Below are 25,329 nucleotides of genomic sequence, written 5' to 3' on the forward strand. Positions count from 1 at the left end.
CGCCCGCGCCCCCCGGCCCCCCCGCGCCGGCCGCCCGCCGGGGGGGGCCGGGGGCGCCCCCCCCCCCCCGGCCCCGCGCCGGAGTTCACACCACTGGGACATCTCTCCATGCGCAAGAAGACGTTCGCCGCGGCCGCGCTGCTCGCCGCGGCTACCCTGACCCTCTCCGCCTGCGGCGGTGACGACAGCGGTTCCAGCCCTGTCGCGGTCGTCTCCGAGGACTCCTCGCAGCAGGCCGCGACCGTGCTCGACCAGCCCTTCCCCAAGCCGGACCTGGTCCTGACCGACACCCAGGGCAAGCCCTACGACCTCCGCAAGGAGACCGCGGGCCGCCCGACGCTGGTGTACTTCGGCTACACCCACTGCCCGGACGTCTGCCCGCTGACGATGAACAACATCGCCGTCGCGAAGAAGCAGCTGCCCAAGGCGGACCAGGACGCCCTGCGGGTCGTGTTCGTCACCACCGACCCGGACCGCGACACCCCGGCCGCGCTCGGCGCCTGGCTCAAGGGCATCGACTCCCAGGTGATCGGCCTGACCGGCGACTTCACCACCATCCAGACCGCCGCACGCGCCCTCGGCATCTCCATCGAGCCGCCGCACAAGGACAAGAACGGCAAGGTCGTCTCCACCCACGGCACCCAGGTCATCGCCTTCTCCCCGAAGACCGACGGCGGGTACCTCCTCTACGGCGAGGACGCCAAGGTCGACGACTACATCAAGGACCTGCCCAGGATCGTCAAGGGACAGAACCCGTGAAGCGGCCCGCCGCCCGCGTCGCGGCGCTGACCGGTGCCCTGACCGCCGCCCTGGTCCTCGCGGGCTGCGGTTCCGGCTCCGGCGACTCGGCGGCCGAGCTGTCCGTCAGTGCCGCCTACATGCCGCAGCCGGTCTCCGCGTCCATGGCCGCGGGCTTCCTGACCATCACCAACAAGGGCGGCACGAAGGACGAGCTGACCTCCGTCACCAGCGATGCCGCCGACAGCGTGACCGTCCACGAGACCGTCGGCGGAGCCATGCGGGAGGTCGACTCCCTGGAGGTGCCGGCGGGCGGCCGGCTCCAGCTCTCCAGCGGCGGGAACCACCTGATGTTCGAAAAGCTGAAGCGGAAGCCGCTGCAGGGCGAGAAGGTGACCGTGGAACTGCACTTCGCCGACTCCGGGACCGTCGAGGTCGAGATGCCGGTGGAATCCGCCACCTACACCCCGAACACCGGAAGCTGAGGGAGGGACCGCCTTGCCCACGACCATCGCCCCCAGGATCCGGACGCTGGTGCTGCTGTTCCTGGCCGTCACCGGCGCGCTCCTCGCCGGCGCCGGGCAGGCCTCTGCGCACGCCGCGCTGACCGGCAGCGACCCCGCGCAGGGGACGGTGGTCGAGAAGGCGCCCGCGCAGGTCTCGCTGACCTTCTCCGAGCAGGTCTCCACGGGCGTCGACTCCGTGCGCGTGCTCGACCCGAAGGGCCGACGCGTCGACACCGGCGAGCCGTCCGCCGTCGGCGGCACCACCCACGCCGTCCGGCTGCACTCGGGGCTGCCCGACGGCACGTACACGGTGACCTACCAGGTGGTGTCCGCGGACAGCCATCCCGTCGCCGGCGCCTACACCTTCTCCATCGGTGCTCCCTCCGCGACCAGCGTCTCGGCGACCGCGCGGGAGGCCGGCGGAGGAGTCGTCGGCAGACTGTACGGCTTCGGGCGGTACCTGTCGTACGCCGGATTCATCGTCCTGACCGGCGGGGCCGCCTTCGTCCTGGGCTGCTGGCCGGGCGGTGCGGGTGTGCGGGCCGTGCAGCGGCTCGTCGTCTCCGGCTGGCTCGCGCTCACCTCCGCCACGCTCCTCCTGCTGCTCCTGCGCGGCTCCTACACCGGCTCCGGCAGGATCGGCGACGTCTTCGACCTCGACCTGCTCGGGCAGGTCCTGCAGACCAAGCCGGGCGCCGCGCTCGTCTCCCGGCTGCTGCTGCTCGCCGCGGCCGCCCTGTTCATCGCGGTGCTCTTCGGCGCGTACGACAAGCGGGAGGGCGAGGAGAAGCGGGACCTGACCTTCGGACTCGCCATCGGCGGAACCGTCGTGGCGGCCGGGCTCGCGGCGAGCTGGGCGATGGCCGAGCACGCGTCCACCGGGCTCCAGCCGGGCATCGCGATGCCGGTGGACGTCGTCCACCTGCTGGCCGTCGCCGGCTGGCTCGGCGGACTGTGCGCGCTCCTCGTGGCGCTGTACCGGGGCGACACCCCGGTGGAGGCGTCGGTCGTCCGCCGGTTCTCACGGGTCGCCTTCGGCAGTGTCGTCACCCTCGTCACGACCGGCGCCTACCAGTCGTGGCGCCAACTCGGCTCCTGGTCCGCCTTCACCGAGACCCGCTACGGGCAGCTCCTGCTCGTCAAGATCGGGCTGGTGGCGCTGCTCGTCGGCGTCGCCTGGATCTCGCGACGGTGGACCAACCGGCTGGGGGAGACGGCGGGGGCCGGGGCGGCGACCACGGAGACGACCGCTACGGAGGCGGCAGCCACGGGGACGGCGACCGCGAAGACGGCATCTGTGGAAACGGCATCCGTGGAAACGGCGGGAGCCGGGGCGGCAGGGGCTGCGGCGAAGACGGGTGCCGGGAAGGCGTCCGGGCCCGCGGCCGGGTCAGGGTCCGGTTCCGCGTCGGGGGCCGGGGCCGATGACGCCGAACGGGCCGTCCAGCTCGCGCGACAGCGGGCCGCCGTGGACGCGACGCGGCAGAAGCGGCTGCGTGACGCCGATCCCCACCGGCTCGGCCTGCGCCGTTCGGTGCTCGCCGAGGCGGGCGTCGCCGTCGTCCTGCTCGTCGTCGCCACGGCACTGACCTCCACCGAACCCGGCCGTACGGAACAGGCCGCCACGGCGGCCACGGCGGCCTCGTCGTCCTCACCGGCCACTTCCGGAGCCGTGACCCTCGACATGTCCTTCGACACCGGCGGTACCGACGGCAAGGGCGTCGTCAGCGTCGACATCGATCCCGCGCGAACCGGCGCCAACGAGATGCACGTCTATGTGACCCGGCCCAACGGGCGCGCCTTCGACGTGCCCGAGGTGAAGGTCGCCTTCACCCTCGAGAGCAAGGAGATCGGGCCGCTGCCCGTCACCCCCGACCACATCACCACCGGCCACTGGTCGGCGAACGCGGTCCAGATTCCCATGGCCGGCGAATGGCAGGTCGCCGTGACCGTTCGGACCTCCGACATCGACCAGGTGACCGTCTCCAAGAACGCGCAGATCGGCTGAACGACCCATGTCTGACCAGACCCTTCCGAAGGCCCCGACCCTTCCGGAGGCCCCGGAGAAGCCCCTGTCCCCCGATGCACCCCGGGCGGGCCTGACCCGGCGCAAGCTGCTCGGCACCGCCGGAGCCACCGGACTCGTGGTGGGCGCCGCGGGTGGGGCAGCCGGTTATGCCGCGGCGCCCGCGCAGGCCACCCCGCTGTCCTCGATCGGCTCCGGCCAGGCGATGTTCCACGTGAAACATCAGCCCGGCATCACCCAGGGACTCCAGGCCCGCGGCCATCTCGTCGCCTTCGACCTCGCGGCGGGCGCAGGACGCAAGGAAGCCGCGGCACTGCTGCGCCGCTGGTCGGAGACGGCCCGACGACTGATGGCTGGTGAGGCGGCGGCCCACGACGACACGGACATCGCGCGGGACGCGGGCCCGTCCTCGCTGACGATCACCTTCGGCTTCGGCCACAGCTTCTTCGCGCGCACCGGCCTGGAGAAGCAGCGTCCGGTAGCCCTGGACCCCCTGCCCGACTTCTCCTCCGACCGGCTCGACAAGTCCCGCAGCAACGGCGACCTGTGGGTGCAGATCGGCGCGAACGACGCCCTGGTGGCCTTCCACGCCCTGCGCGCGATCCAGAAGGACGCGGGCAGGGCGGCGAAGGTCCGCTGGCAGATGAACGGCTTCAACCGCACGCCGGGTGCGACCGCCCACCCCATGACGGCCAGGAACCTGATGGGCCAGATGGACGGCACCCGCAATCCGAAACCGGCGGACACCGACTTCGACCGGCGGATCTTCGTACCGGAGTCGGGGTCGAACGACCCGGCGTGGATGGCCAACGGCTCCTACGCCGTCGTACGCCGGATCCGCATGCTTCTCGACGACTGGGAGCAGTTGTCGGTCAAGGCGCAGGAGCAGGTCATCGGGCGCCGCAAGTCCGACGGGGCACCGCTGTCCGGCGGGACCGAGACGACCGAGATGGACCTGGAGAAGACGGACGCCAACGGCGATCTGGTCGTCCCGATCAACGCCCACGCCCGGATCACCCGCCCCGACCAGAACGGGGGCGCGGCGATGCTGCGCCGGCCGTTCTCGTACCACGACGGCATCGATGCCGACGGGGTGCCGGACGCGGGACTGCTGTTCGTCTGCTGGCAGGCCGATCCGTTGCGCGGATTCGTCACCGTGCAGCGCAAGCTGGACCGCGGGGACGCGCTGTCCCCGTACGTCCGCCACGAGTCGAGCGGCCTGTTCGCGGTGCCGGGCGGGGCGCCGGAGGGCGAGTACGTGGGGCAGCGGTTGCTGGAGGGGTGAGACACGCCGGAGGGGTGGGTCACGCCGGTTCACTCGCGTGAGGGGCGCCCATGGGACGTCGGCTCCTCGTTCCGCAAGGCCCATTAGGGTGAGGTCATGCCAGCGAGCTATGCATATCTCGGCCCCGAGGGCACCTTCACGGAGGTCGCCCTGCGCACGCTTCCGGAGGCAGCCACCCGGCAGTTGATTCCGTACGTGTCCGTGCAGTCCGCCCTCGACGCGGTCCGGACCGGCGAGGCCGAAGCCGCGTTCGTGCCGATCGAGAACTCGGTCGAGGGCGGCATCACCACGACCCTCGACGAGCTGGTCGCGGGTACGCCGTTGATGATCTACCGCGAGGTACTGCTGTCGATCACCTTCGCGCTGCTGGTCAGGCCGGGCACGAAGCTGGCCGGGATCAAGACGGTCTCGGCCCACCCGGCCGCGCAGCCGCAGGTGCGCAACTGGCTCAAGGCCCATCTCCCCGACGCCGTATGGGAGTCGGCCGCCTCGAACGCGGACGCCGCTCGCCTGGTCCGCGAGGGCCGTTACGACGCCGCCTTCGCGGGTGAGTTCGCGGCCGCCCGGTACGGCCTCGAGGCGCTGGAGACGGAGATCCACGACGCGGAGAACGCGCAGACGCGTTTCGTGCTGGTGGGCCGTCCGGCCCGGCCCGCCGCGCCGACCGGCGCCGACAAGACGTCCGTCGTGCTGTGGCAGCGTGACGACCATCCGGGCGGGCTGCGTGACCTGCTGGGCGAGTTCGCCACCCGTGGCATCAACCTCATGGTGCTCCAGTCGCGGCCGACCGGCGCCGGAATCGGCAACTACTGCTTCTGCATCGACGCGGCCGGTCACATCTCCGAGCGCAGGATGGCGGAGGCGCTCATGGGCCTGAAGCGCATCTGCCGAGATGTGCGCTTCCTCGGCTCGTACCCGCGTGCGGACGTGACCGCGGCGCAGGTGCGGGCACCGCTGCCGGGTACCTCGGAGGGCGAGTTCATGGCGGCGGCGGAATGGGTCACGCGCTGCCAGGACGGCCGGTTCTGAACCACGTCGGACCGGTCCTACCTGCATATCGTCGTTATCCACAGGGGTTATCCACAGGAAGCCATCTCGACCTGGGGACAAGTCGACACCGAAGCGGCATTCAGTCGATAAATCACCCTGGAGCCTCCCGGCGGGCTCCCCGCGCATCACGCCACTCTCCGTCCACCCGCTTCCTTCGATCAACCCTTTGGGGCGACCTTTTTCCACCCGAAAGTGAGCGCGGAAGGGGTTTGACCAAGGAATTCACCCCGCCGTGACACTTCCTTGGAATGATCGATTCCGATGTCCACAGATCTTTCGCACAGCCTGTGGATAACTTTCCGAGAACACACGCCCCTGTGGACAACCGCCCTCAAGTGCCGCTCCGCAGAAGGAAGTCGAGTCATCCCCAGCCACGGCGCCGCAGCGCCGACCCGTTCGGCCGATACGCGGAAATACACAGGGCATTCGCCTCATAGCGGACCATGAGGCAGGTTCCGCAATAGTGAGTCGTGAGCCGTCACCCCACACCGGTAGCCTTGACCACGTGATTGACCTTCGCCTGCTCCGTGAGGACCCCGACCGTGTGCGCGCGTCCCAGCGCGCCCGTGGAGAGGACGTCGCGCTCGTCGACGCTCTCCTGTCTGCCGACGAGCGGCGCAGGTCGTCCGGCGTCCGCTTCGACGAGCTGCGTGCCGAGCAGAAGGCGCTCGGCAAGCTCATCCCCAAGGCCTCCCCGGACGAGAAGGCCGAGCTCCTGAAGAAGGCGAGCCAGCTCGCCGCCGACGTCAAGGCCGCCGACGCCGAGCGCGACGCGGCCGACACCGAGACCCAGGAACTCGTCCTCCAGCTCAGCAACCTCGTGCACCCCGAGGTGCCCGTGGGCGGCGAGGAGGACTTCGTCGAGCTGGAGACGCACGGCACGATCCGCGACTTCGGCGCCGAGGGCTTCGAGCCCAAGGACCACCTGGAGCTGGGCCAGCTGCTGGGCGCCATCGACGTCGAGCGCGGCGCCAAGGTCTCCGGTTCGCGGTTCTACTTCCTCACCGGCATCGGCGCACTGCTGGAGCTGGCCCTGGTCAACGCGGCGATCGCCCAGGCCACGGCGGCCGGTTTCACGCCGATGCTGACCCCCGCCCTGGTCCGTCCGCAGTCCATGGCGGGCACCGGCTTCCTCGGCCAGGCGGCCCAGGACGTCTACCACCTCGACAAGGACGATCTCTACCTCGTCGGCACCTCCGAGGTCGCCCTCGCCGCGTACCACATGGACGAGATCATCGACGCCGAGCGGCTGCCGCTGCGCTACGCCGGCTTCTCCCCGTGCTTCCGCCGCGAGGCCGGCTCGCACGGCAAGGACACCAAGGGCATCTTCCGTGTCCACCAGTTCGACAAGGTGGAGATGTTCACCTACGTCACTCCGGAGGACTCGCAGGCCGAGCACCAGCGCCTGCTGGAGTGGGAGAAGCAGTGGCTGACCTCGCTGGAGCTGCCGTTCCGCGTGATCGACGTCGCTTCCGGTGACCTCGGTTCCTCGGCCGCCCGCAAGTTCGACTGCGAGGCCTGGATCCCGACCCAGGGCAAGTACCGCGAGCTGACCTCGACGTCGGACTGCACCGAGTTCCAGTCCCGCCGCCTGTCGATCCGCGTCCGCGAGGGGAAGCAGGTCCGCCCGCTGGCCACGCTCAACGGCACCCTGTGCGCCGTCCCGCGCACCATCGTGGCGATCCTGGAGAACCACCAGCAGGCCGACGGCTCCGTGCGCGTGCCCGAGGTGCTGCGGCCCTACCTCGGCGGCCGGGAAGTCCTGGAGCCGGTGGCCAAGTGAGCGACGCCGCCCCGGGGTTCCCGTACCGGCTGATCGCGACCGACCTCGACGGGACGCTGTTGCGCTCCGACGAGTCGATCTCGCTCCGCACCCGTGACGCCCTCGCCGCGGCCACCGCGGCGGGCGCGTCCCACATCGTGGTGACCGGCCGCGGCGTCCCGTGGACCCGGCACATCCTCGACGACCTCGGCTACGACGGCCTCGCGGTCTGCGGTCAGGGCGCCCAGGTCTACGACGCCGGCGCGCACCGCCTGCTGACCTCGGTGACCCTGGACCGGCAGCTGGCCGGGGTGGCACTGGCCAAGATCGAGGCCGAGGTCGGCCCGCTGTACCTGGCGGCGAGCCGGGACGGACTGGACGGGGAGGTGCTGGTCGGCCCCGGTTACGCGGTCACCGAAACACTCCCCTCGACGCCGTTCACCGACGCGTCGGACCTCTGGTCGGCCCCGCTGAACAAGATCTACATACAGCATCCCGAGCTGTCGGACGACGAACTGGCAGAGGCGGCCCGTCAGGCCGCGGGCGGCTTCGTCTCGGTCGCGATGGCCGGCGCGGGGATCGTGGAACTGCTCCCCCTCGGCCTGTCCAAGGCCACCGGCCTCTCCCTGGCGGCCCGCCGCCTGGGCCTGAAGGCCGCCGACACGATCGCCTTCGGCGACATGCCCAACGACATCCCCATGTTCGCCTGGTCCGCCAGGAGCGTGGCCATGGCCAACGCCCACCCGGACCTGAAAGCGGTGGCCGACGAACTGACCACCTCCAACGAGGAGGACGGCATCGCGGTAGTGCTGGAAAGACTCCTGGCGTAGACACGGCAGAGCACCCGACGGGCCGACGGGCCGACGGCAAGGCTCCGTCACACGGAGGCTGCGAGGGGGATCGCCGCAGGCGATCAGGGGCGCGGGGAACTGCGCGACCGGCCACCCCCTACCCGCACCCGACCGGACCACCCGCCCGGCAGCGGCGGTTACGGACTGACCGGGCTGCGAGGCGGCAGCCCACCGAGCTTCCCGGCGTACCCCGGCCCAATCCCTCGGCCCGGTCAAGGTGACAACGTCCTGCGGAGGATGCACGGATCGAACGTGCGCGGGGTTGCCCCCGACCACGGCTTAGCAAGCCGGTGCCTTACCACTCGGCCAATCCTCCGGGTGGGCGGCCCACGCGAGAGCGACATCGCGTGCTCGAAGCGGCCGCCCCGGGCAGCTCCCCGTGTGGGGCGGACTCCATGGAGGGGTAACTACTCCGGAGACCGCCGTCGGCTGCCCTGTCGGGAGCTGGACGTACTGCCGTGCATGGGCATCGCCCCGCTCCTCTCCCAGCGTGTGGCGCCGTTTCCCCCGGCGCTGCGGACGACAACCATCCTGCCCGCACACCGAGTTGAACGCCACCGAATAAAACAACTGTGCGAGCGATGGGATGCGCCGGGACCGGCATCCGGCCGAGCCGTCTCGTCCGGATGTCGCCCTACCGGCGGCGCCACCTGCGCCGGCGCACCTTGCTGAAGAACCACCCCGCCGGTGGCTCGTCCGAGCGCCACGGTTGGGGCTCGGGCTCCTCCGCGCGCCAGCGCGCGGCAAGCATCCGGGCACGGGCGGACGGCTCGGAGGTCTCGGCGGCCCGTATGAAGTCCTCGTCGAGAACGACCTCGCCCCAGTCTCCGTCCGGCCCCTGCTGCACAGCCGGGCCCGAAGCCCGGTCCCGAGGGTGCTGGTCCGACGGGGGTCGCTCCGAGGGCTGGTCCGCAGTCCGGTCGGGCATCCCGCCCTCCGACCGCCCGCGGCCGTCCCCGTGCTCACGACCGCCGAACCGCGCCGACTCGTCCGTCATTCCGACCTCCTGCCGTCCTCACGGCCGTATCCGTCCGCCCAGTGTGCCCGGGCACAGGTCAGGCCCCCGTCAGAGTCCCTTCACGGGCCCTGCGAAGGGCCCGCCGCCTACTCCTCCCCCGCCAGCGTCAGCGCCCGCAGCTTCTGTCCCGCGTACCAGGTGGCCAGCACCGTCACCGCGACCAACAGGACGGTCGCCGTGGTCAGTCCGACGTCCGAGGTGATCAGGTCACCGCCGGCGACCTTGTCGGCGACGGCCAGCGACCACTGCTGGACGCTGAGCGTGCGCGCGCCCGGCACCAGCGAACCGAACAGCGCCTCCCACACCAGGGCGTAGACGAGGCCGAAGACCACCGCGTGCCGGGACACCGTGCCCAGCAGCAGGAACAGCGCCGCGTAGGCGATGGAGGACACCAGCGCGGCGACCGTGTAGGCGACGGCGATCTGCTGTCCGTTGCCGTTGAGGATGAACCCGGCGATCAGAGTGGGCAGTGCCGAGAACACCATCGTCACCGCGATGGCGACGATGAGCTTGGTGAAGATGATCGTCGGCCGCTTCAACGGCTTGGACAAGAGGTACACCACGGAACCGTCGTCGATCTCGGGCCCGATCGCGCCCGTGCCGGCGATGACGCCGATGATCGGCACCATGGTGGCGAGCGCGAGCCCGCCGAGCAGGTCGGACGCGGTCTGGTCATCGGCGCCGGCGAGGCCGCGCACCACCACCGAGATCGCGATCAGCAGCAGGGGCAGCGCGCCCAGGATGAGGGCCCGGCGCCGGCCGAGCAGGGCCCGGTACGTGAGTCGGGCGACTGTGGGGTCGTACATCTTCGGCCTCCTACGCCGCGACCAGGTACGAGAACACGGACTCGAGGGACTCGTCGGACGGCGAGACCGTGAGCAGCCTGATGCCGTGGTCCCTGGCGACGCGCGGCAGCAGCGAGGTGAAGCGGCCGAAGTCGACGGCCTGGATGCGCAACGCCCCCTCGGCGAGATCGACCTCGATGCCGGAGGTCGACGGGTCGGCGATCAGCGCGGCCGCGAGTGCGCGGTCGTCGCTGGAACGCACGAGGTAGCGGTGCGGGCGGTCGGTCATCAGCCGGCGGATCTTGCGGAAGTCGCCGCTGGCCGCGTGGCGTCCGGCGACGACGACTTCGATGTGCCAGGCCAGTTGCTCGACCTCTTCGAGGATGTGCGAGGAGAACAGCACGGTGCGGCCCTCGTCGCCCATGCGCCGCAGCAGGTCCATGAGCTGCATGCGCTGGCGCGGGTCCATGCCGTTGAAGGGTTCGTCCAGCAGCAGCAGCGACGGGTCGTGGACGAGGGCGCTGGCCATCTTCACGCGCTGGCGCATGCCCTTGGAGTACGTCTCGATCTTGCGGTCCTGCGCGTACTCCATCTCGACCGTGGCCAGGGCCTTCTGGGCGGCCTTGGCGCCGAGGCCGTGCAGCTCGGCGTTGGCGACGACGAACTCGCGGCCGGTGAGGAAGTCGTACATCGCCTCCCGCTCGGGGACGATGCCGATGTGCCGGTAGATGTCCTCGTTGCGCCAGACCTGCCGGCCGTCGAGGGTGACGGTGCCGGTGGAGGGCGCGAGGAAGCCGCCCATCATGTTGATCAGGGTGGACTTTCCGGCGCCGTTGGGGCCGAGCAGGCCGGTGACTCCGGGGCCGACGGTCATGGTGATGTCGTTGACGGCGACCACGTTGCCGAACCAGCGGGAGACGTGGTCGAGGGAGAGCGTGGTCACAGTCCCACCTTCTTGTAGCGGCGCATCAGGAGGCCGTAGCACGCGGCGATCAGGCCCAGGCAGACGAGGACGTGGACCGCGCCCTCCGCCTGGGAGGGGCCGATCCCGCCCGGAGCGGCGGAAGCGGCGCCGAGGAACGCCGACTGCACGCCGTCGATGAGGGTGACCGGCGAGAACAGCCCGATCCAGGGGATGGCGCCCGTGCTGCCCTGAGCGTCGGCGATGGCCTGGAGCGTGGAGACGGCACCGTAGGAGATGGTCAGGACGGCGATGACGGCCGCGATGCCGAAGCCGCGGCGCGGGGTGACCGCCGCGATCACCAGCCCCAGGCCGGCGAAGAGCAGCGAGAGCAGTGCCACGGAGACGAGTCCCTGGGCGAATCCCTCGGTCTGGTCGGCGAAGTCGAGCTTGGCCAGCAGGGCGCCCGCGTAGAGCACCAGCAGGGGTGCGGCGGTGAGGATGAACAGGGCCGAGGCGAGCGCGGCGAACTTGGCGCGGACGTAGTCGGCGGTCTCGATCGGCCGGGAGAAGTACAGCGGCACGGTCTTGAAGCGCAGGTCGCGCGAGACGGACTGGGGTGCCTGCGAGGCGACGTAGAGGCTGATGACGGCCTGCATGACGATCGCGTAGCGGGTGTAGTCCAGCGGGAGTTCCTTGGCCTTCGTGGCGACGGCGACGGCGACCATGATGGCCGCGGGCACGCACATCACCACGAACAACAGCATCGGCAGCACCTTGGACTTCACCGAACGGCCGAGGCCGTAGGCGCCGCGCAGGGACTGCGAGTAGAGGGAACGGCGGGCGTAGGCGCGGCCCAGACGGGGGCCGTCGTAACTGCGGTAGCCGATGTTGTGGATGCGGGTCTGGTCGCCCGAGGGGGTGGTCACCGGGTGCTCAACTGCCATGGCCGACGGCCTCCTTCCGCTGCTCGTCACTGTCGTGGAAGACCTCGGAGATGTGGTGCCGGCGCTGTTCCATGCGCACCAGGCCGAGGCCCAGGTCGGCGACCACGTCCCGTACGACGTCGTAGGTGTCCTCGCCCTGCGCGGTCAGCAGCAGGATGTGTCCCGCGCCGGGCAGCCCGCTCTCGGCGTCGAGGACGTCGACCCCGCGCGCGTGCAGCGCCTGGCGGACCGCGCGGGTGCCGTCCGGGTGCTCGTCGGTGTCGGTGACCTCGATCGCGAGGGTGGTGGTGGTCTGGGTGAAGTCGGTGGTGGAGCTGGAGCGCAGGAGCTTGCCGCCGTCGACGACGACCACGTGGTCGCAGGTGCGCTCGAGTTCGCCCAGCAGGTGGGAGGTGACCAGGACCGAGATGCCGAAGTCGGTGTGGATGCGGCGGATGAGGCCGAGCATCTCGTCGCGGCCGACCGGGTCGAGGCCGTTGGTCGGCTCGTCGAGGAAGACCAGTTGCGGGTCGTGGACCAGGGCCTGGGCGAGTTTGACGCGCTGCTTCATGCCCGTGGAGTAGCCGCCGATGGGACGGTAGCGCTCCTCGTACAGCCCGACGTGGCGCAGGGTGTCGGCGGTGCGCTCGCGCGCGGCGGTCGGCGGCAGGCCGGACATGCGGGCCATGTGCACGACGAACTCGGTGGCCGAGACGTCGGGCGGCAGGCAGTCGTGCTCCGGCATGTACCCGACGCGCTCCCGGATGGCGGCGCCCTTGGTCGCGACGTCGAGTCCGAGCACTTCGGCGCGGCCCTCGGAAGCGGGGGACAGACCCAGCAGGATCTTGATCAGTGTGGACTTGCCGGCCCCGTTGGCACCGACGAGTCCGGTCACACCGGGCCCGACGTCCACGGAGAGCCGGTCAAGAGCGGTCACCCGGGGGAACCGCTTGCTCAGGCTTTCGGTCGCGATCACAGTCACGTCTTCGACGATAGTGACGCGGACCACGCCAGTCGTCAGACCGCAGAGCTGTCCTCGTCTCAGACTCGAGATGTACGGGCCCGTAGGGGTTCCCCATCCTGAGGTCTAGACGACACGGGGCCCGGGCGTCCCGTCCACCCTATTGACGCTTTCTCTAACAAGTGCCAGATTCGGCGGGGTCGCGCTACGGACACGTACCGCAGCCGGCGTGAACCGACGGGACGAGGTGGCATGGCGACGGCACGGGCCCGTGGGTCCTACCGTGAGCTGCCGGGATCCCGACGGGTGCAGCGCCCGGCGGACGGGTGCGCCCGGGCCGTGACGGGCCGGTCGGGCCGGTCGGGCCGGGAGTCACGGAGCGTGAGGCCGTGCGGATACGGCGTGGGCGACCGCGCGCGGGGCCGCTCCAGGACGAGCCGACGGAAGTGGAGCGGGTACCGGAACGATCTGCCGCAGGTGCGGCGCCGGACGCAGGGGAAGGCGGAGGCGGAGTGACGATGCTGGAGGGCGCGCGCGAGCGCCGGGTGCGGACCGGCGGGATCGAACTGTGCGTGGTCGAACTGGGGGATCCCGGACGGCCGACGGTCGTCCTGGTGCACGGTTATCCGGACAGCAAGGAGGTGTGGTCCGAAGTCGCGTCCCGGCTGGCCGACCACTTCCACGTCGTCCTCTACGACGTCCGGGGCCATGGCCGGTCCAGCACGCCGCGGCCGCTGCGGGGCGGCTTCACCCTGGAGAAGCTGACGGACGACTTCCTGGCGGTGGCGGACGCGGTCAGCCCGGACCGTCCGGTGCATCTGGTCGGGCACGACTGGGGCTCGGTGCAGTCCTGGGAGTTCGTCACGGTCGAACGCACCAAGGGCAGGATCGCGTCCTTCACGTCGATGTCCGGCCCGTCCCTCGACCACTTCGGTCACTGGATCAACAAGCGTCTCACCCGGCCCACTCCGCGCCGCATCGGCCAACTCCTGGGCCAGGGCGCGAAGTCCTGGTACGTGTATCTGCTCCACACCCCCGCGCTGCCCGAACTCGCCTGGCGGGGACCTCTCGGCAGGCGCTGGCCGGGAATCCTGCGGCGGCTGGAGAAGGTGCCCGGTGGCGAGTACCCCACGCCGTCACTGCCCTCCGACGCCGCCCACGGCGCCTGGCTGTACCGCGACAACGTCCGCTCCCGGCTGCGGCGTCCGCGCCCGGACGCCCACGCGCACGCGCCCGTGCAGCTCATCACTCCCCTGGGGGACGCCTTCCTGTCCGAGCGGCTGTACGACGAACTGGAGCTGTGGGCACCCCGGTTGACGCGCCGGACGCTTCCGGCGAAGCACTGGGTGCCGCGCACCCGCCCCGATCAGCTGGCCTCCTGGATCACGGAGTTCGTGAACTCGACGGAGAGCGGCAGGAACACGCGGGAGGGGGCACCGCGGTCGAGGGCGGCCGGTCAGTACGCCGAGCGCTTCGGTGGGCAGTTGGTGCTGGTCACCGGTGCGGGAAGCGGCATCGGACGGGCGACGGCACTCGCGTTCGCCGAGGCGGGCGCCCGGGTGATCGCGGTCGACCGTGATACCGAAAGTGCCCTCCACACGGCGGAGACTGCCCGTCTCATGGGGGCCGCGGGTGCCTGGGCGGAGACCGTGGACGTCTCCGACGAACAGGCCATGGAGAAGCTGGCGGCGAAAGTGCTCGCCGAACACGGCGTGGTGGACGTCCTGGTGAACAATGCGGGCGTAGGGCTGGCGGGTTCGTTCTTCGACACCACTCCGGAGGACTGGCGCAGAGTCCTGGACGTCAACCTGTGGGGAGTCATTCACGGTTGCCGCCTGTTCGGCAGGCAGATGGCGGAGCGTGGCCAGGGTGGCCACATCGTCAACACCGCCTCCGCGGCGGCCTTCCAGCCCTCCGGATCGCTTCCCGCCTACAGCACGTCGAAAGCCGCGGTGCTGATGCTGAGCGAATGCCTGCGTGCCGAACTCGCCCGACAGGACATCGGAGTGACGGCGGTCTGCCCCGGTCTGGTCAACACCAACATCACCGCGACGGCGACGTTCGTCGGTGTCGACGCGGAGGAAGAGAAGCGTCGGCAGAAGCGTTCGACCCGCTGGTACGCGCTGCGCAACTACCCTCCGGAGAAGGTCGCCGGGGCGATTCTTCGTGCGGTGGCCCGCAACGAGGCGGTGGTCCCGGTGACACCGGAGGCGAGGGTTTCCCACGCTCTGTCGCGTCTCTCCCCAGGGGTGTTGAGGCGACTCGCACGTGTGGAGCCTCGACTTTAAGGGACTTGTCGGCCGGTCACCGTGATGGCGCCGAAGTCGATCGGGATGTCGCCTCGTTCGGGCTCGGCGCATCGAGTCCTTTGGCGTCCGACGATGTTGACGAAATGCCCTCACTGGCAAGGTGGTTGTCCACAGATTCGTCAAGTTGCCTGTGGATAAACGCAGTTGCTTGTGGATCAAACATCGGGTGCAAAACTCCGTGCGTGATCCCCGTCTCTCCCGTCATGCTGACCGGATGGACGAAAGACGCACCGTAAAGGTGTCGAAGTACCTCTCCAAGCACCTGCGCCACCAGCCCGAGCGCATCGGCCTCACCCTCGACGAGGCCGGCTGGGTCGAGATCGAGGCACTCATCGCGGCAGCCGCGGCCCACGGTTTCCCCTTCACGCGGGACGAACTGGATCACGTCGTGGCCACGAACGACAAGAAGCGCTTCGCGGTCGAGGGCACACGGATTCGCGCCAGCCAGGGCCACAGCATCGACGTGGACCTCGCTCTCCCGGCGGCGACCCCACCCCCGTACCTCTACCACGGCACCGTGGCCCGGTATCTGAAGTCGATCCGGACCGAGGGACTGCGACCCATGAACCGGCACGACGTGCACCTCTCCGCCGACCGGGAGACCGCGACCCGGGTGGGCGCGCGCCGGGGACGGCCGGTGGTGCTCGCCGTGGATGCGACAGCCATGCACCGCGACGGACATGTCTTTCACGTGAGCGCGAACGGAGTCTGGCTGACGAAGGCCGTACCACCGCGTTACCTGCGTTTTCCCGGCCCGCACTGAGCTTCGCCGGTCCCTGATCACGCCGCTGCCGCGCGATCACGTGCCGAAGGCCGAGTGAGGACTCACGCTGTGGCTCGTCCGGCACGCACGGTGACGGTTTCACGTGAAACACCGTCGGCCGCATACGCTCGGCGACATGAGTCTGCGACTGAGCACCGTGATCCTCCCGTACCGCCGCTGGCATGAGGGCGGCCGTTCGGCCTGGACACGCGCCGAGCAGCTCGGCTTCCACACCGGGTACACCTACGACCACCTGTCCTGGCGCAGTTTCCGGGACGGCCCTTGGTTCGGCGCGATCCCGACACTGACCGCCGCCGCGTCCGCCACCGAGCGACTGCGCCTGGGCACCCTGGTGACCTCGCCGAACTTCCGACATCCGGTGACCCTCGCCAAGGACCTGATCTCCCTGGACGACATCTCCGGCGGCCGGGTCACCCTCGGGATCGGCGCGGGCGGCACGGGCTTCGATGCCACCGCCCTCGGCCAGGAGCCGTGGACGCCCCGCGAGCGGGCCGACCGGTTCGGCGAGTTCGTGCCTCTCCTGGACCGGCTGCTCACCGAGGACTCGGTGTCCTACGAGGGCAACTTCTACTCGGCTCACGAGGCGCGCAACATCCCCGGCTGCGTGCAGCGCCCCCGACTGCCCTTCGCCGTCGCCGCGACCGGCCCGCGTGGACTGAGGCTCGCCGCACGCCACGGCCAGGCCTGGGTGACCACCGGCGATCCCAAGCTGTACGAGAACGGCACCCCCGAGCAGTCGGTCGAGGCCATCCGCGGACAGGTCGAGAAACTCACGGACGCCTGCGTGGCACTCGGCCGGGACGTGATTACCCTGGACAAAATCCTGCTCACCGGATTCACCCCGGACCGCGGCCGGCCGCTGGAGTCCCTGGACGCCTTCGTGGACTTCGCGGGCCGCCACCAGGCGCTCGGCTTCACGGAGATCGTCATCCACTGGCCCATCCCGGAGTCCGACTTCGCCGCGGACCAGAAGGTCTTCGAGCGGATCGCCATGGAGGCCCCGACGCAGTTGCGCTGACCTCGGTACCGGTCGCCCCCGCCGACCTGCGGTGTCGGTCGGTGTGACTCATCTGTGCGGGCTCTCGCACGGCCGTGCGCATCGATACGGGAGAATGACCGGGTGACCTCAGCGACTCGACAGCCCGAGAACCCGGCCGCCGCCACTCCGCCGCGGCTGATCGCCACCGATCTCGACGGGACCCTGCTGCGCGACGACAAGTCGGTGTCCCCACGCACCGTCGAGGCCCTCGCCGCCGCCGAGGAGGCGGGCATCGAGGTCTTCTTCGTCACCGGCCGCCCCGCCCGCTGGATGGACGTCGTCAGCGACCACGTCCACGGGCACGGCCTGGCGATCTGCGGTAACGGCGCCGCCGTGGTCGATCTGCACGGCGGTCCCGGCACCCACCAGTTCGTGAAGGTACGCGAGCTGGCCCGCGAGAACGCAATGGACGCCGTACGGTTGCTGCGCGAGGCGGCGCCCGGGACCATGTACGCGATCGAGCAGACGTACGGCTTCTACCAGGAGCCGGAGTATCCCAAGATGCATCTGGAGATCCCCGACTCCCTCGCGACCGCCGAGCAGCTACTGGCACCGGACGCCCCGGGAGCAGGTGAGCCGGTCCTGAAGATCCTGGCGTTCCATCCCACGCTCGACCCCGACGCCTTCCTCACGCTGGCCCGGCTGGCCATCGGCGACCGCGCCAACGTCACCCGCTCCAGCCCCAGCGCACTGCTGGAGATCAGCGGTCCCGGCGTCTCCAAGGCCAGCACGCTCGCCCTGTGCTGCGCGGAGCGCGGCATCTCGCACGAGGAGGTCGTCGCGTTCGGGGACATGCCGAACGACGTCGAGATGCTCACCTGGGCGGGCCGTTCGTACGCCATGGGCAACGCGCACCCGGAGGTGATCGCGGCAGCCTCGGGGCAGACGGTGGCCAACAACGACGACGGGGTCGCCGTCGTCATCGAGCGCCTGATCGCCGAGCGGCTCCAGGCCTCCGGCTGAACCAGGTCCCGCGGTGCTACCTCACGGGCGCCCCGCGTGCCGCCAGCCACGGCACCGGGTCGACGGCCGACCCCATGTCCGGGGTGACCCGCACCTCGAAATGCAGGTGCGGGCCGGAGGAGTTGCCGCTGGTGCCCGACTGACCGATCCACTGTCCGGCCGACACGCTCTCGCCCTGGTCGACGGCCACCGACGCCAGGTGGGCGTACTGCGTGTAGTAGCCGCCTGGGTGCTGGAGCACGACCTCGATACCGAAGGCCCCACCGCACGACACCCGCACCACACGGCCCGCGCCGGCCGCCTTCACCGGCGTGCCGATCGGCACCGCGAAGTCCTGACCGGTGTGCCGGCTGGCCCAGCGGGCGCCGCCACTGCCGAAACTCGCGGACAGGGTGTAGCCGTCGACCGGCACGACCCACTCCCGCGGGTCATGGGTCGGCGGCCGGTCGAACCGCTCGGCGCCACGACAGGCACCGGCGGCGACCGAGGCGTCCGCCTGCCCCTGCAACTGCCACCGCGCCTGTTCCAGCTTCTGCTCGATGCCCGTCTTCAGAACGGCGAGTTCGGTGTTGCGCCGCTCCAGCGCCTGCCGTACCCGCGCCGCCCTCGCCTCGTCGGCGGCCAGCCGGGTCTCGGCCCGCCGGCTCTTGCCGATCGCGTTGTCCACCACCAGGTTCGTCCGCGAGAGGATGTGCTGGCCCCGCATCAACGCGTCGGGGCTGCTGGACAGGACGAGCTGCGCGGCGACGGGCAGCCCGCCGCTGCCGCGGTACTGGGCGCGCGCGATCCGGCCCAGGTCCTCGTGCAGCACGGTGATCTCCTGCCGCTCGAGGGCGAGGAGTTGCTCCAGCCGCTGAGCCTTCGCCCGCTGTTTCCCGGCCTCGACGCGCCCCTCCTGGTACCGCTGGGTGGCCACGGCCGCCTCCTCGTACAGCCGCGCCACCTGCGCGCTGAGTCCGGAGCCGGGTCCGCCGGGGCCGTCACCGCCCGGCTCCCCGTCGGCGGTCGTGGGCCGCGCCACCAGCACCAGGGCCGCGCACAGCAGGGCCGGAACCAGCAGCGGAAGACGGCGAGATGAGCGCATGTCAGCGATCCTGTCCCGGCCGACCGCCCCAGGTCTTGTTCTGGTCATACGCCTGGGGGACCAGCGACTCCGAATGGCCGAGTGCGGGCTGTGCCGGGCGCTCGCTCAGGACGGGCAGCCCGCGGCCGCCGCGCCGGCCGCGGGAAGGGGCCGGGGGGTCACCCCACCCGCACCAGCAGCTCCGCCGCCTCCTCGCGCTCGACCATCTCGCGCAGCGGTCCCTCCACGGAGGCCAGTTCCGCGTACGCGCCGCGTTGCACGATCCGTCCCTCGCCCAGGACGACCACCTCGTCCACCGCTTCGAGTCCGGCGAGCCGGTGGGTGATGAGAAGCGTGGTACGGCCTTCGGTGGCGGCCAGCAGGTCCGTCGTGAGCGCGTCAGCGGTCGGCAGGTCGAGATGCTCGGCGGGCTCGTCGAGCACCAGGACGGGGAAGTCGGCGAGGAGCGCGCGGGCGAGGGCGAGCCGCTGGCGCTGCCCGCCGGAGAGCCGGGCACCGTGCTCGCCGACGAGCGTGTCGAGCCCGTCGGGCAGTTCGTCCGCCCACTCCAGCAGCCGGGCTCGCGCCAGCGCGTCGCGCAGGTCGTCCTCGGTGGCGTCCTTCTTCGCCAGCAGCAGGTTCTCGCGGACCGAGCTGTCGAAGAGGTGGGCGTCCTGTGCGCACAGCCCGACCAGTCGCCGCACGTCGTCCCCGTCCAGGGCGTACGCGTCCACCCCTCCGAGCGTGTACGAGCCCGCTCCGGAGTCCAGGAAGCGCAGCAGCACCTGTGCGAGCGTCGTCTTGCCGGACCCGGAGGCTCCGACGACGGCGATCCTCCGACCCTGCTCCACGGTGAGGTCGACGCCGGCGAGCGCGTCCCGATCCTGCCCCGCGTGGCGGGCGGACAGTCCCTTGAGGACGAGCGGGAACGGCGATGCGGGCGCCCGGCGGGGCAACTCCGGCTCCCGTACCGGTTCGGGAAGGTCCAGGACCTCGTACACGCGCTCCGCGCTTCTGCGCACCCGCTGGCGGTACTGGACCGCGAGCGGCAGACCCATGACCGCCTCGAAGGCGGCGAGCGGGGTGAGGACGACCACGGCCATGGTCACTCCGCTCAGCCGTCCCGCATCGACGGCCTGCGCACCCACGAGGGCGGCGCCGGCCACCGTCAGTCCGGAGACGAGCGCGGTCAGCCCGCCGCCGAGCGCGGTGGCGGTCGCGGCGCGCGAGGCGATCCGGGTGAGCGCGGAGTCCGCCGCCCGGACCGCGGCCGTACGGGCGGGCAGGGCGCCCGCGACGGTCAGTTCGGCGGTGCCGGTGAGCAGGTCGGCGGCGCGGACGGCAAGCACCCCTCGTGCCGGGGCGAGCCGGTGCTCGGCCCGGCGTGCCACGGCACCGGTGACCAGCGGGACGCCCACCCCGGCCGCGAGCAACCCCGCGGCGAGCACGGCCCCCGCCTCCGGCAGCAGCCACGCCGTGAACGCGACGGACCCCGCGCTGACGACAGCTGCGGACGCGGCGGGCAGCAGCCAGCGCAGCCAGTAGTCCTGGAGGGCGTCCACGTCGGCGACGAGCCGCGTCAGCAGGTCGCCGCGACGCGTGGTGCGCAGCCCGGCGGGGGCAAGCCGCTCCAGCCGCCGGTAGACGGCGACCCGGGTGTCGGCGAGCATCCGCAGCACGGCGTCGTGCGACACCAGCCGCTCGGCGTACCGGAAGACTGCCCGTCCGATGCCGAAGGCCCTGGTCGCGGTCACGGCCACCATCAGATAGAGAACCGGCGGCTGTTGCGAGGCACGTGAGATGAGCCAGCCGGAGGTGGCCATGAGGCCGACGGCGCTGCCGAGGGCCAGGCTGCCGAGGAGCAGCGCGAGACCGAGGCGTCCACGCCGGGCACCCGCCATGCCCCGGACCCGGGCGAGGACCCCGCCCTCGGCCGGGCCGGTCCGCGTCTCCTCCGGCGCCTGGACGGCGGGCACGGCGTCTTCCCGGACGGCTCGGGAGCCCTGACGTGGAACCGTCACGGGTCCTCGTGTCACCGTGCCCTTCGCCTCGAGCCGCACCACCCGGTCCGCCACCGCGAGCAGCGCCGGGCGGTGCACCACCAGCAGGACCGTCCGGCCGATGGCCAGCCGTCGTACGGCCGCCACGACCTCCGCCTCGGTCTCCCCGTCGAGGGCGGCCGTGGGCTCGTCCAGCAGCAGCACGGGCCGGTCCGCGAGGAACGCCCGTGCCAGCGCGAGCCGCTGACGCTGGCCGGCGGACAACCCGGCCCCGTCCTCGCCCAGCACCGTCTCGGCGCCGTCCGGCAGCGCGTCCACGAACTCCAGCGCACCCGCGTCCCCGAGCGCCCGGCGTACGGCGGCGTCATCGGCGTCGGGACGCGCCAGCCGTACGTTCTCGGCGATCGTGCCGGCGCAGAGGTGCGGGTGCTGGGGCACCCAGGCGATCCGGGACCGCCATTGCTCCAGGTCGATGTCCGCGAGGTCGGCTCCCCCGACACGCACCCGGCCCTCGGCCGGCCGGACGAAGCCCAGGAGGGCGTTCAGCAAGGTCGACTTGCCCGCGCCGCTGGGCCCGACGAGTGCCACCGTCTCTCCGGGAGCGACGGTGAAGGACACGTCCGAGAGGGCATCGACGGAGCGTCCGGCGTAGCGGACCGTCACGCTCTCGAAGGCCACGCCGCCCGTCGGTACCGCGCCCGTGCCCGACACCGGCACCGGGGTCTCCAGGACCTCGAAGATCTCCTCTGCTGCGGCGAGCCCTTCGGCGGCCGCGTGGAACTGGGCCCCGACCTGCCGCAGCGGAAGATACGCCTCGGGCGCGAGCACCAGAATGACCAGGCCGGTGTACAGGTCCATCTCGCCGTGCACGAGCCGCATGCCGATCGTCACGGCGACGAGGGCCACCGAGAGCGTCGCCAGCAACTCCAGGGCGAACGACGAGAGGAAAGCGATCCGCAATGTCCGCATGGTCGCCTGCCGGTACTCACCGGTGATCCGACGGATCGACTCGGCCTGCGCCTTGGCCCGCCCGAACACCTTGAGCGTGGGCAGTCCCGCGACGACGTCCAGGAAGTGCCCGGACAGCCGGGACAGCAGTCGCCACTGGCGGTCCATCCGTGACTGCGTGGCCCAGCCGATCAGCACCATGAAGACGGGAATCAGCGGCAAAGTACCGGCGATGATCGCGGCCGACACCCAGTCCTCGGTCACGATCCGCGCCAGTACCGCCACCGGCACCACCACCGCGAGACCCAACTGCGGCAGATACCGCGAGAAATAGTCGTCGAGGGCGTCCACGCCCCGGGTGGCGAGCGCGACCAGTGAACCGGTCCGCTGCCCGCTCAGCCACCCCGGACCCAGCAGGGCCGCCCGCTCCAGCAGCCGCCCCCGCAACTCCGACTTCACCGCGGCGCTCGCACGGTGTGCGGAGAGTTCGGTGAGCCAGGAGACCACCGCCCGGCCGACCGCCACCGCCACCAACCACATCAGTGGCGTGCGAAGGTCCCCGACCGGCCGGCCCTGCTCGAACGCGCCGACCACCACCTCGGCGATGAGCATCGCCTGGGCGATCACCAGCACCGCTCCGACGGCGCCCAGGCCGACGACCGCCATCAGGAAGAGGCGGGTGGCGCGGGCGTATCGGAGGAGACGCGGGTCGATCGGTTTCACGTGGAACACACCCTTTTCGTCAAGAGGCATGTTTCACGTGAAACGCGCGTTTCACGTGAAACATGCCTCAATTCGGTCTCAGTGCGCGGCCTCAGCGATGTGCTGCGTACCGATCCGCTTGCGGAACACCCAGTAGGTCCACCCCTGGTACACCAGGACGACCGGCGTGGCGAGTCCCGCACACCAGGTCATGATCTTCAGGGTGTACGGGCTCGACGAGGCGTTGGTCACCGTGAGGCTCCAGTCCGCATCGAGCGAGGACGGCATGACGTTCGGGAAGAGCGTCAGGAAGAGCATCGCGACGGCGGCCACGATGGTGAGGCCGGAGAGGGCGAACGACCAGCCCTCACGACCCGCCTGGTTCGCCACGAGTGCCGCGACCAGGGCGGCGACGGCCACCACCAGGGCCACGAGGCTCTTGCCGTCACCACTCTCGATCTGCGTCCACAGCAGGAAGACCAGAGCGGACACGGCGGTCGCCAGACCGACCTTGGTCGCGAGCTGCCGCGCCCGTTCCCGGATGTCACCGACGGTCTTGAGGGCCGTGAACACCGCGCCGTGGAAGGTGAACAGCGTCAGGGTCACCAGACCGCCGAGCAGCGCATACGGGTTGAGCAGGTCTCCGACGCCACCGACGTACTCGAAGTCCTGGTCGATCTTCACGCCGCGCACGATGTTGCCGAAGGCCACGCCCCACAGGAACGCGGGAAGGAGCGAGGTCCAGAAAATGGCGTGCTCCCAGTTGCGCTGCCAGTTCTCCTCGGGCCGCTTGGCCCGGTACTCGAAGGCGACGCCCCGCACGATGAGACAGACAAGGATGAGCAGAAGCGGCAGGTAGAAGCCGGAGAAGAGGGTGGCGTACCACTCGGGGAAGGCGGCGAAGGTCGCGCCGCCCGCAGTGAGAAGCCACACCTCGTTACCGTCCCAGACGGGTCCGACGGTGTTGATGAGCACCCGCCGCTCGGGGCGGTCGCGGGCGAGCAGCTTGGTGAGGATACCGACTCCGAAGTCGAAGCCTTCCAGGAAGAAGTAGCCGATCCACAGGACGGCGATGAGGACGAACCAGACGTCGTGCAGTTCCATGACTGTGCAGCTCCCTCGGCCTAGTAGGAAAAGGCCATCGGCTTGTCGGCGTCACGGGAGTCGCCGCCGATCTTCGTGGGCGGGTTGAGGTCGGCCTCGGTCAGCTCGGGCGGGCCGGCCTTCACGTACTTCACGAGCAGTTTGACCTCGACGACGGCGAGGACGGCGTAGAGCACGGTGAAGGTGATCATCGAAGTGAGGACCTCGGCCTGGGAGACACCGGGGGAGACGGCGTCCCGGGTCTGCATCACGCCGTACACGACCCAGGGCTGGCGGCCCATCTCGGTGAAGATCCAACCCCAGGAGTTGGCGATCAGCGGGAACGCCATGGTCCACAGCGCCAGGAGCCAGTAGAGCCGGGTGAGCCTCGAACCGAGAGGATTCTTCAGCAGGACCAGATGCGGCACCTCGTCCTCCCCGGTCCGCAGGGCGGCCGGCATCAGGAACCGCTTGCGGGTGAGCCACAGCCCGGCCAGGCCGAGGGAGAACGACGCCATGCCGAAGCCGATCATCCAGCGGAAGCCCCAGTAGGCCACCGGGACGATGGGCTTGTAGTCGCCGGGTCCGAACTGCTGCTGGAGCGCTTCGTTGGTGTCGTTGATACCCGGCACGTACGACTCGAAGTCGCTGTGGGCCAGGAAGGACAGCAGGCCGGGGATCTCCAGGGCGACCTTGTTGTGGCCCTCGTCGACGTCCCCGTACGCGAACACGGAGAAGGGTGCGGGCTCCTCCCCGTCCCACAGTGCCTCGGCCGCGGCCATCTTCATCGGCTGCTGTTCGTACATGACCTTGCCGAGGGTGTCGCCGCTGACCGCGGTGAGCAGTCCGCCGACCGCCAGGGTGACCAGGCCGAGCCGCAGGGAGGTCCGCATCTCGGGGATGTGCTTCTTGCGCATCAGGTGGAAGGCGGCGATGCCCACCATGAAGGCACCACCGGTAAGGAAGGCCGCCGAGAAGCTGTGGAAGACCTGGTTGAGAGCGGTGTTCTGCGTGAGGACGCGCCAGAAGTCGGTGAGCTCCGCGCGGCCCTTCGCCTCGTTGATGCGGTAACCGACGGGGTGCTGCATCCAGGAGTTGGCCGCGAGGATGAAGTACGCCGACAACAGCGTGCCGATCGAGACCATCCAGATGCAGGCCAGGTGGATCTTCTTGGGCAACTTGTCCCAGCCGAAGATCCACAGACCGATGAAGGTGGACTCGAAGAAGAAGGCTATGAGGGCCTCGAACGCCAGGGGAGCGCCGAAGACGTCGCCGACGAAGCGGGAGTAGTCCGACCAGTTCATGCCGAACTGGAACTCCTGCACGATGCCGGTGACGACACCCATCGCAATGTTGATCAGAAAGAGCTTGCCCCAGAATTTCGTCGCCCTGAGGTACTTCTCCTTGTCGGTACGCACCCAGGCGGTCTGCAACCCGGCGGTGAGTGCCGCGAGCGAGATCGTCAGGGGGACGAAAAGGAAGTGGTAGACAGTGGTGATGCCGAACTGCCAGCGCGCCAGCGTCTCCGGCGCCAGAGCCAGGTCCACGTCGTCAGTCTCCTTACGTAGCCGCGCGAGCGGCGATTTGCCCCTTGTGTCACACGCACCGTCGGAGCAACCGGACACGCTT

General features: G+C 70.5%; 20 protein-coding genes and 1 tRNA gene. 11 read left to right on the top strand and 10 right to left on the bottom strand.

What is annotated here, in order from left to right:
* The first annotated feature begins 108 nt into the window (after positions 1-108).
* The 7 genes from AB0N31_RS11870 (at position 109) to AB0N31_RS11900 (ending at position 8,197) form a co-directional block, all read left to right on the top strand.
* Positions 109-759 (top strand): SCO family protein, encoded by a 651-nt coding sequence (locus AB0N31_RS11870; RefSeq protein ID WP_366058220.1) that lies wholly within the window; start codon positions 109-111, stop codon positions 757-759.
* Positions 756-1,223, top strand: a complete 468-nt coding sequence (locus AB0N31_RS11875; protein WP_366058221.1) for a copper chaperone PCu(A)C — start codon at positions 756-758, stop codon at positions 1,221-1,223. The genes AB0N31_RS11870 and AB0N31_RS11875 overlap by 4 nt, the downstream gene beginning before the upstream one ends.
* A gap of 13 nt (positions 1,224-1,236) precedes the next feature.
* The gene (locus tag AB0N31_RS11880; protein WP_366058222.1) at positions 1,237-3,252 is read left to right on the top strand and encodes a copper resistance protein CopC; all 2,016 of its coding nucleotides are present in this window, start codon (positions 1,237-1,239) and stop codon (positions 3,250-3,252) included.
* 7 nt (positions 3,253-3,259) lie between these two features.
* On the top strand, positions 3,260-4,555 hold the full coding sequence (gene efeB / locus AB0N31_RS11885; RefSeq protein WP_366058224.1) for an iron uptake transporter deferrochelatase/peroxidase subunit: 1,296 nt from the start codon (positions 3,260-3,262) through the stop codon (positions 4,553-4,555).
* 96 nt (positions 4,556-4,651) lie between these two features.
* Positions 4,652-5,584, top strand: coding sequence for a prephenate dehydratase (gene pheA / locus AB0N31_RS11890; RefSeq protein WP_366058225.1), 933 nt, complete (start codon positions 4,652-4,654; stop codon positions 5,582-5,584).
* 526 nt (positions 5,585-6,110) lie between these two features.
* On the top strand, positions 6,111-7,388 hold the full coding sequence (serS, locus tag AB0N31_RS11895; protein ID WP_366058226.1) for a serine--tRNA ligase: 1,278 nt from the start codon (positions 6,111-6,113) through the stop codon (positions 7,386-7,388).
* Complete coding sequence (locus AB0N31_RS11900) at positions 7,385-8,197, top strand: HAD family hydrolase (RefSeq protein WP_366058227.1); 813 nt, start codon at positions 7,385-7,387, stop codon at positions 8,195-8,197. The genes serS and AB0N31_RS11900 overlap by 4 nt, the downstream gene beginning before the upstream one ends.
* A 252-nt stretch (positions 8,198-8,449) precedes the next feature.
* Here the strand turns inward: AB0N31_RS11900 and AB0N31_RS11905 are convergent.
* From AB0N31_RS11905 to AB0N31_RS11930, 6 genes are all read right to left on the bottom strand, one after another.
* A tRNA-Ser gene (locus tag AB0N31_RS11905) sits at positions 8,450-8,534 on the bottom strand.
* A gap of 318 nt (positions 8,535-8,852) precedes the next feature.
* Positions 8,853-9,065 (bottom strand): hypothetical protein, encoded by a 213-nt coding sequence (locus AB0N31_RS11910; protein ID WP_366058228.1) that lies wholly within the window; start codon positions 9,063-9,065, stop codon positions 8,853-8,855.
* Positions 9,066-9,322: 257 nt separating this feature from the next.
* The gene (locus AB0N31_RS11915; RefSeq protein ID WP_356569963.1) at positions 9,323-10,042 is read right to left on the bottom strand and encodes an ABC transporter permease; all 720 of its coding nucleotides are present in this window, start codon (positions 10,040-10,042) and stop codon (positions 9,323-9,325) included.
* A gap of 10 nt (positions 10,043-10,052) precedes the next feature.
* Positions 10,053-10,964 (bottom strand): ABC transporter ATP-binding protein, encoded by a 912-nt coding sequence (locus tag AB0N31_RS11920; RefSeq protein ID WP_363092356.1) that lies wholly within the window; start codon positions 10,962-10,964, stop codon positions 10,053-10,055.
* On the bottom strand, positions 10,961-11,869 hold the full coding sequence (locus AB0N31_RS11925) for an ABC transporter permease (RefSeq protein WP_366058229.1): 909 nt from the start codon (positions 11,867-11,869) through the stop codon (positions 10,961-10,963). The genes AB0N31_RS11920 and AB0N31_RS11925 overlap by 4 nt, the downstream gene beginning before the upstream one ends.
* Positions 11,859-12,824 carry an ABC transporter ATP-binding protein gene (locus tag AB0N31_RS11930; RefSeq protein ID WP_366058336.1) on the bottom strand — a complete coding sequence of 322 codons (966 nt, stop codon included), beginning with the start codon at positions 12,822-12,824 and terminating at the stop codon, positions 11,859-11,861. Before AB0N31_RS11930 ends, AB0N31_RS11925 begins: the two co-directional genes overlap by 11 nt.
* A 503-nt stretch (positions 12,825-13,327) precedes the next feature.
* Here AB0N31_RS11930 and AB0N31_RS11935 point away from each other — a divergent pair.
* The 4 genes from AB0N31_RS11935 to AB0N31_RS11950 all read left to right on the top strand — a co-directional run bounded on the left by AB0N31_RS11935 (position 13,328) and on the right by AB0N31_RS11950 (position 17,904).
* Entirely contained in the window at positions 13,328-15,097 is a 1,770-nt protein-coding gene (locus tag AB0N31_RS11935) for an SDR family oxidoreductase (RefSeq protein WP_366058337.1), read from the top strand.
* A gap of 235 nt (positions 15,098-15,332) precedes the next feature.
* Positions 15,333-15,881 carry an RNA 2'-phosphotransferase gene (locus tag AB0N31_RS11940; protein ID WP_366058230.1) on the top strand — a complete coding sequence of 183 codons (549 nt, stop codon included), beginning with the start codon at positions 15,333-15,335 and terminating at the stop codon, positions 15,879-15,881.
* Positions 15,882-16,017: 136 nt separating this feature from the next.
* Complete coding sequence (locus tag AB0N31_RS11945; RefSeq protein WP_366058231.1) at positions 16,018-16,920, top strand: LLM class flavin-dependent oxidoreductase; 903 nt, start codon at positions 16,018-16,020, stop codon at positions 16,918-16,920.
* A gap of 102 nt (positions 16,921-17,022) precedes the next feature.
* Positions 17,023-17,904, top strand: coding sequence for a Cof-type HAD-IIB family hydrolase (locus AB0N31_RS11950; protein ID WP_366058232.1), 882 nt, complete (start codon positions 17,023-17,025; stop codon positions 17,902-17,904).
* A gap of 16 nt (positions 17,905-17,920) precedes the next feature.
* Here the strand turns inward: AB0N31_RS11950 and AB0N31_RS11955 are convergent, their stop codons facing one another.
* The 4 genes from AB0N31_RS11955 to AB0N31_RS11970 all read right to left on the bottom strand — a co-directional run bounded on the left by AB0N31_RS11955 (position 17,921) and on the right by AB0N31_RS11970 (position 25,247).
* On the bottom strand, positions 17,921-18,988 hold the full coding sequence (locus AB0N31_RS11955) for a M23 family metallopeptidase (RefSeq protein ID WP_366058233.1): 1,068 nt from the start codon (positions 18,986-18,988) through the stop codon (positions 17,921-17,923).
* Between the two features lie 158 nt (positions 18,989-19,146).
* Positions 19,147-22,638 (bottom strand): thiol reductant ABC exporter subunit CydD, encoded by a 3,492-nt coding sequence (cydD, locus tag AB0N31_RS11960; RefSeq protein WP_366058338.1) that lies wholly within the window; start codon positions 22,636-22,638, stop codon positions 19,147-19,149.
* A gap of 78 nt (positions 22,639-22,716) precedes the next feature.
* Positions 22,717-23,721, bottom strand: coding sequence for a cytochrome d ubiquinol oxidase subunit II (gene cydB, locus AB0N31_RS11965; RefSeq protein ID WP_366058234.1), 1,005 nt, complete (start codon positions 23,719-23,721; stop codon positions 22,717-22,719).
* 20 nt (positions 23,722-23,741) lie between these two features.
* Positions 23,742-25,247, bottom strand: coding sequence for a cytochrome ubiquinol oxidase subunit I (locus AB0N31_RS11970; protein WP_366058235.1), 1,506 nt, complete (start codon positions 25,245-25,247; stop codon positions 23,742-23,744).
* Positions 25,248-25,329: the final 82 nt, after the last annotated feature.

Source organism: Streptomyces sp. NPDC051051 (assembly GCF_040682975.1).
GTDB lineage: Bacteria > Actinomycetota > Actinomycetes > Streptomycetales > Streptomycetaceae > Streptomyces.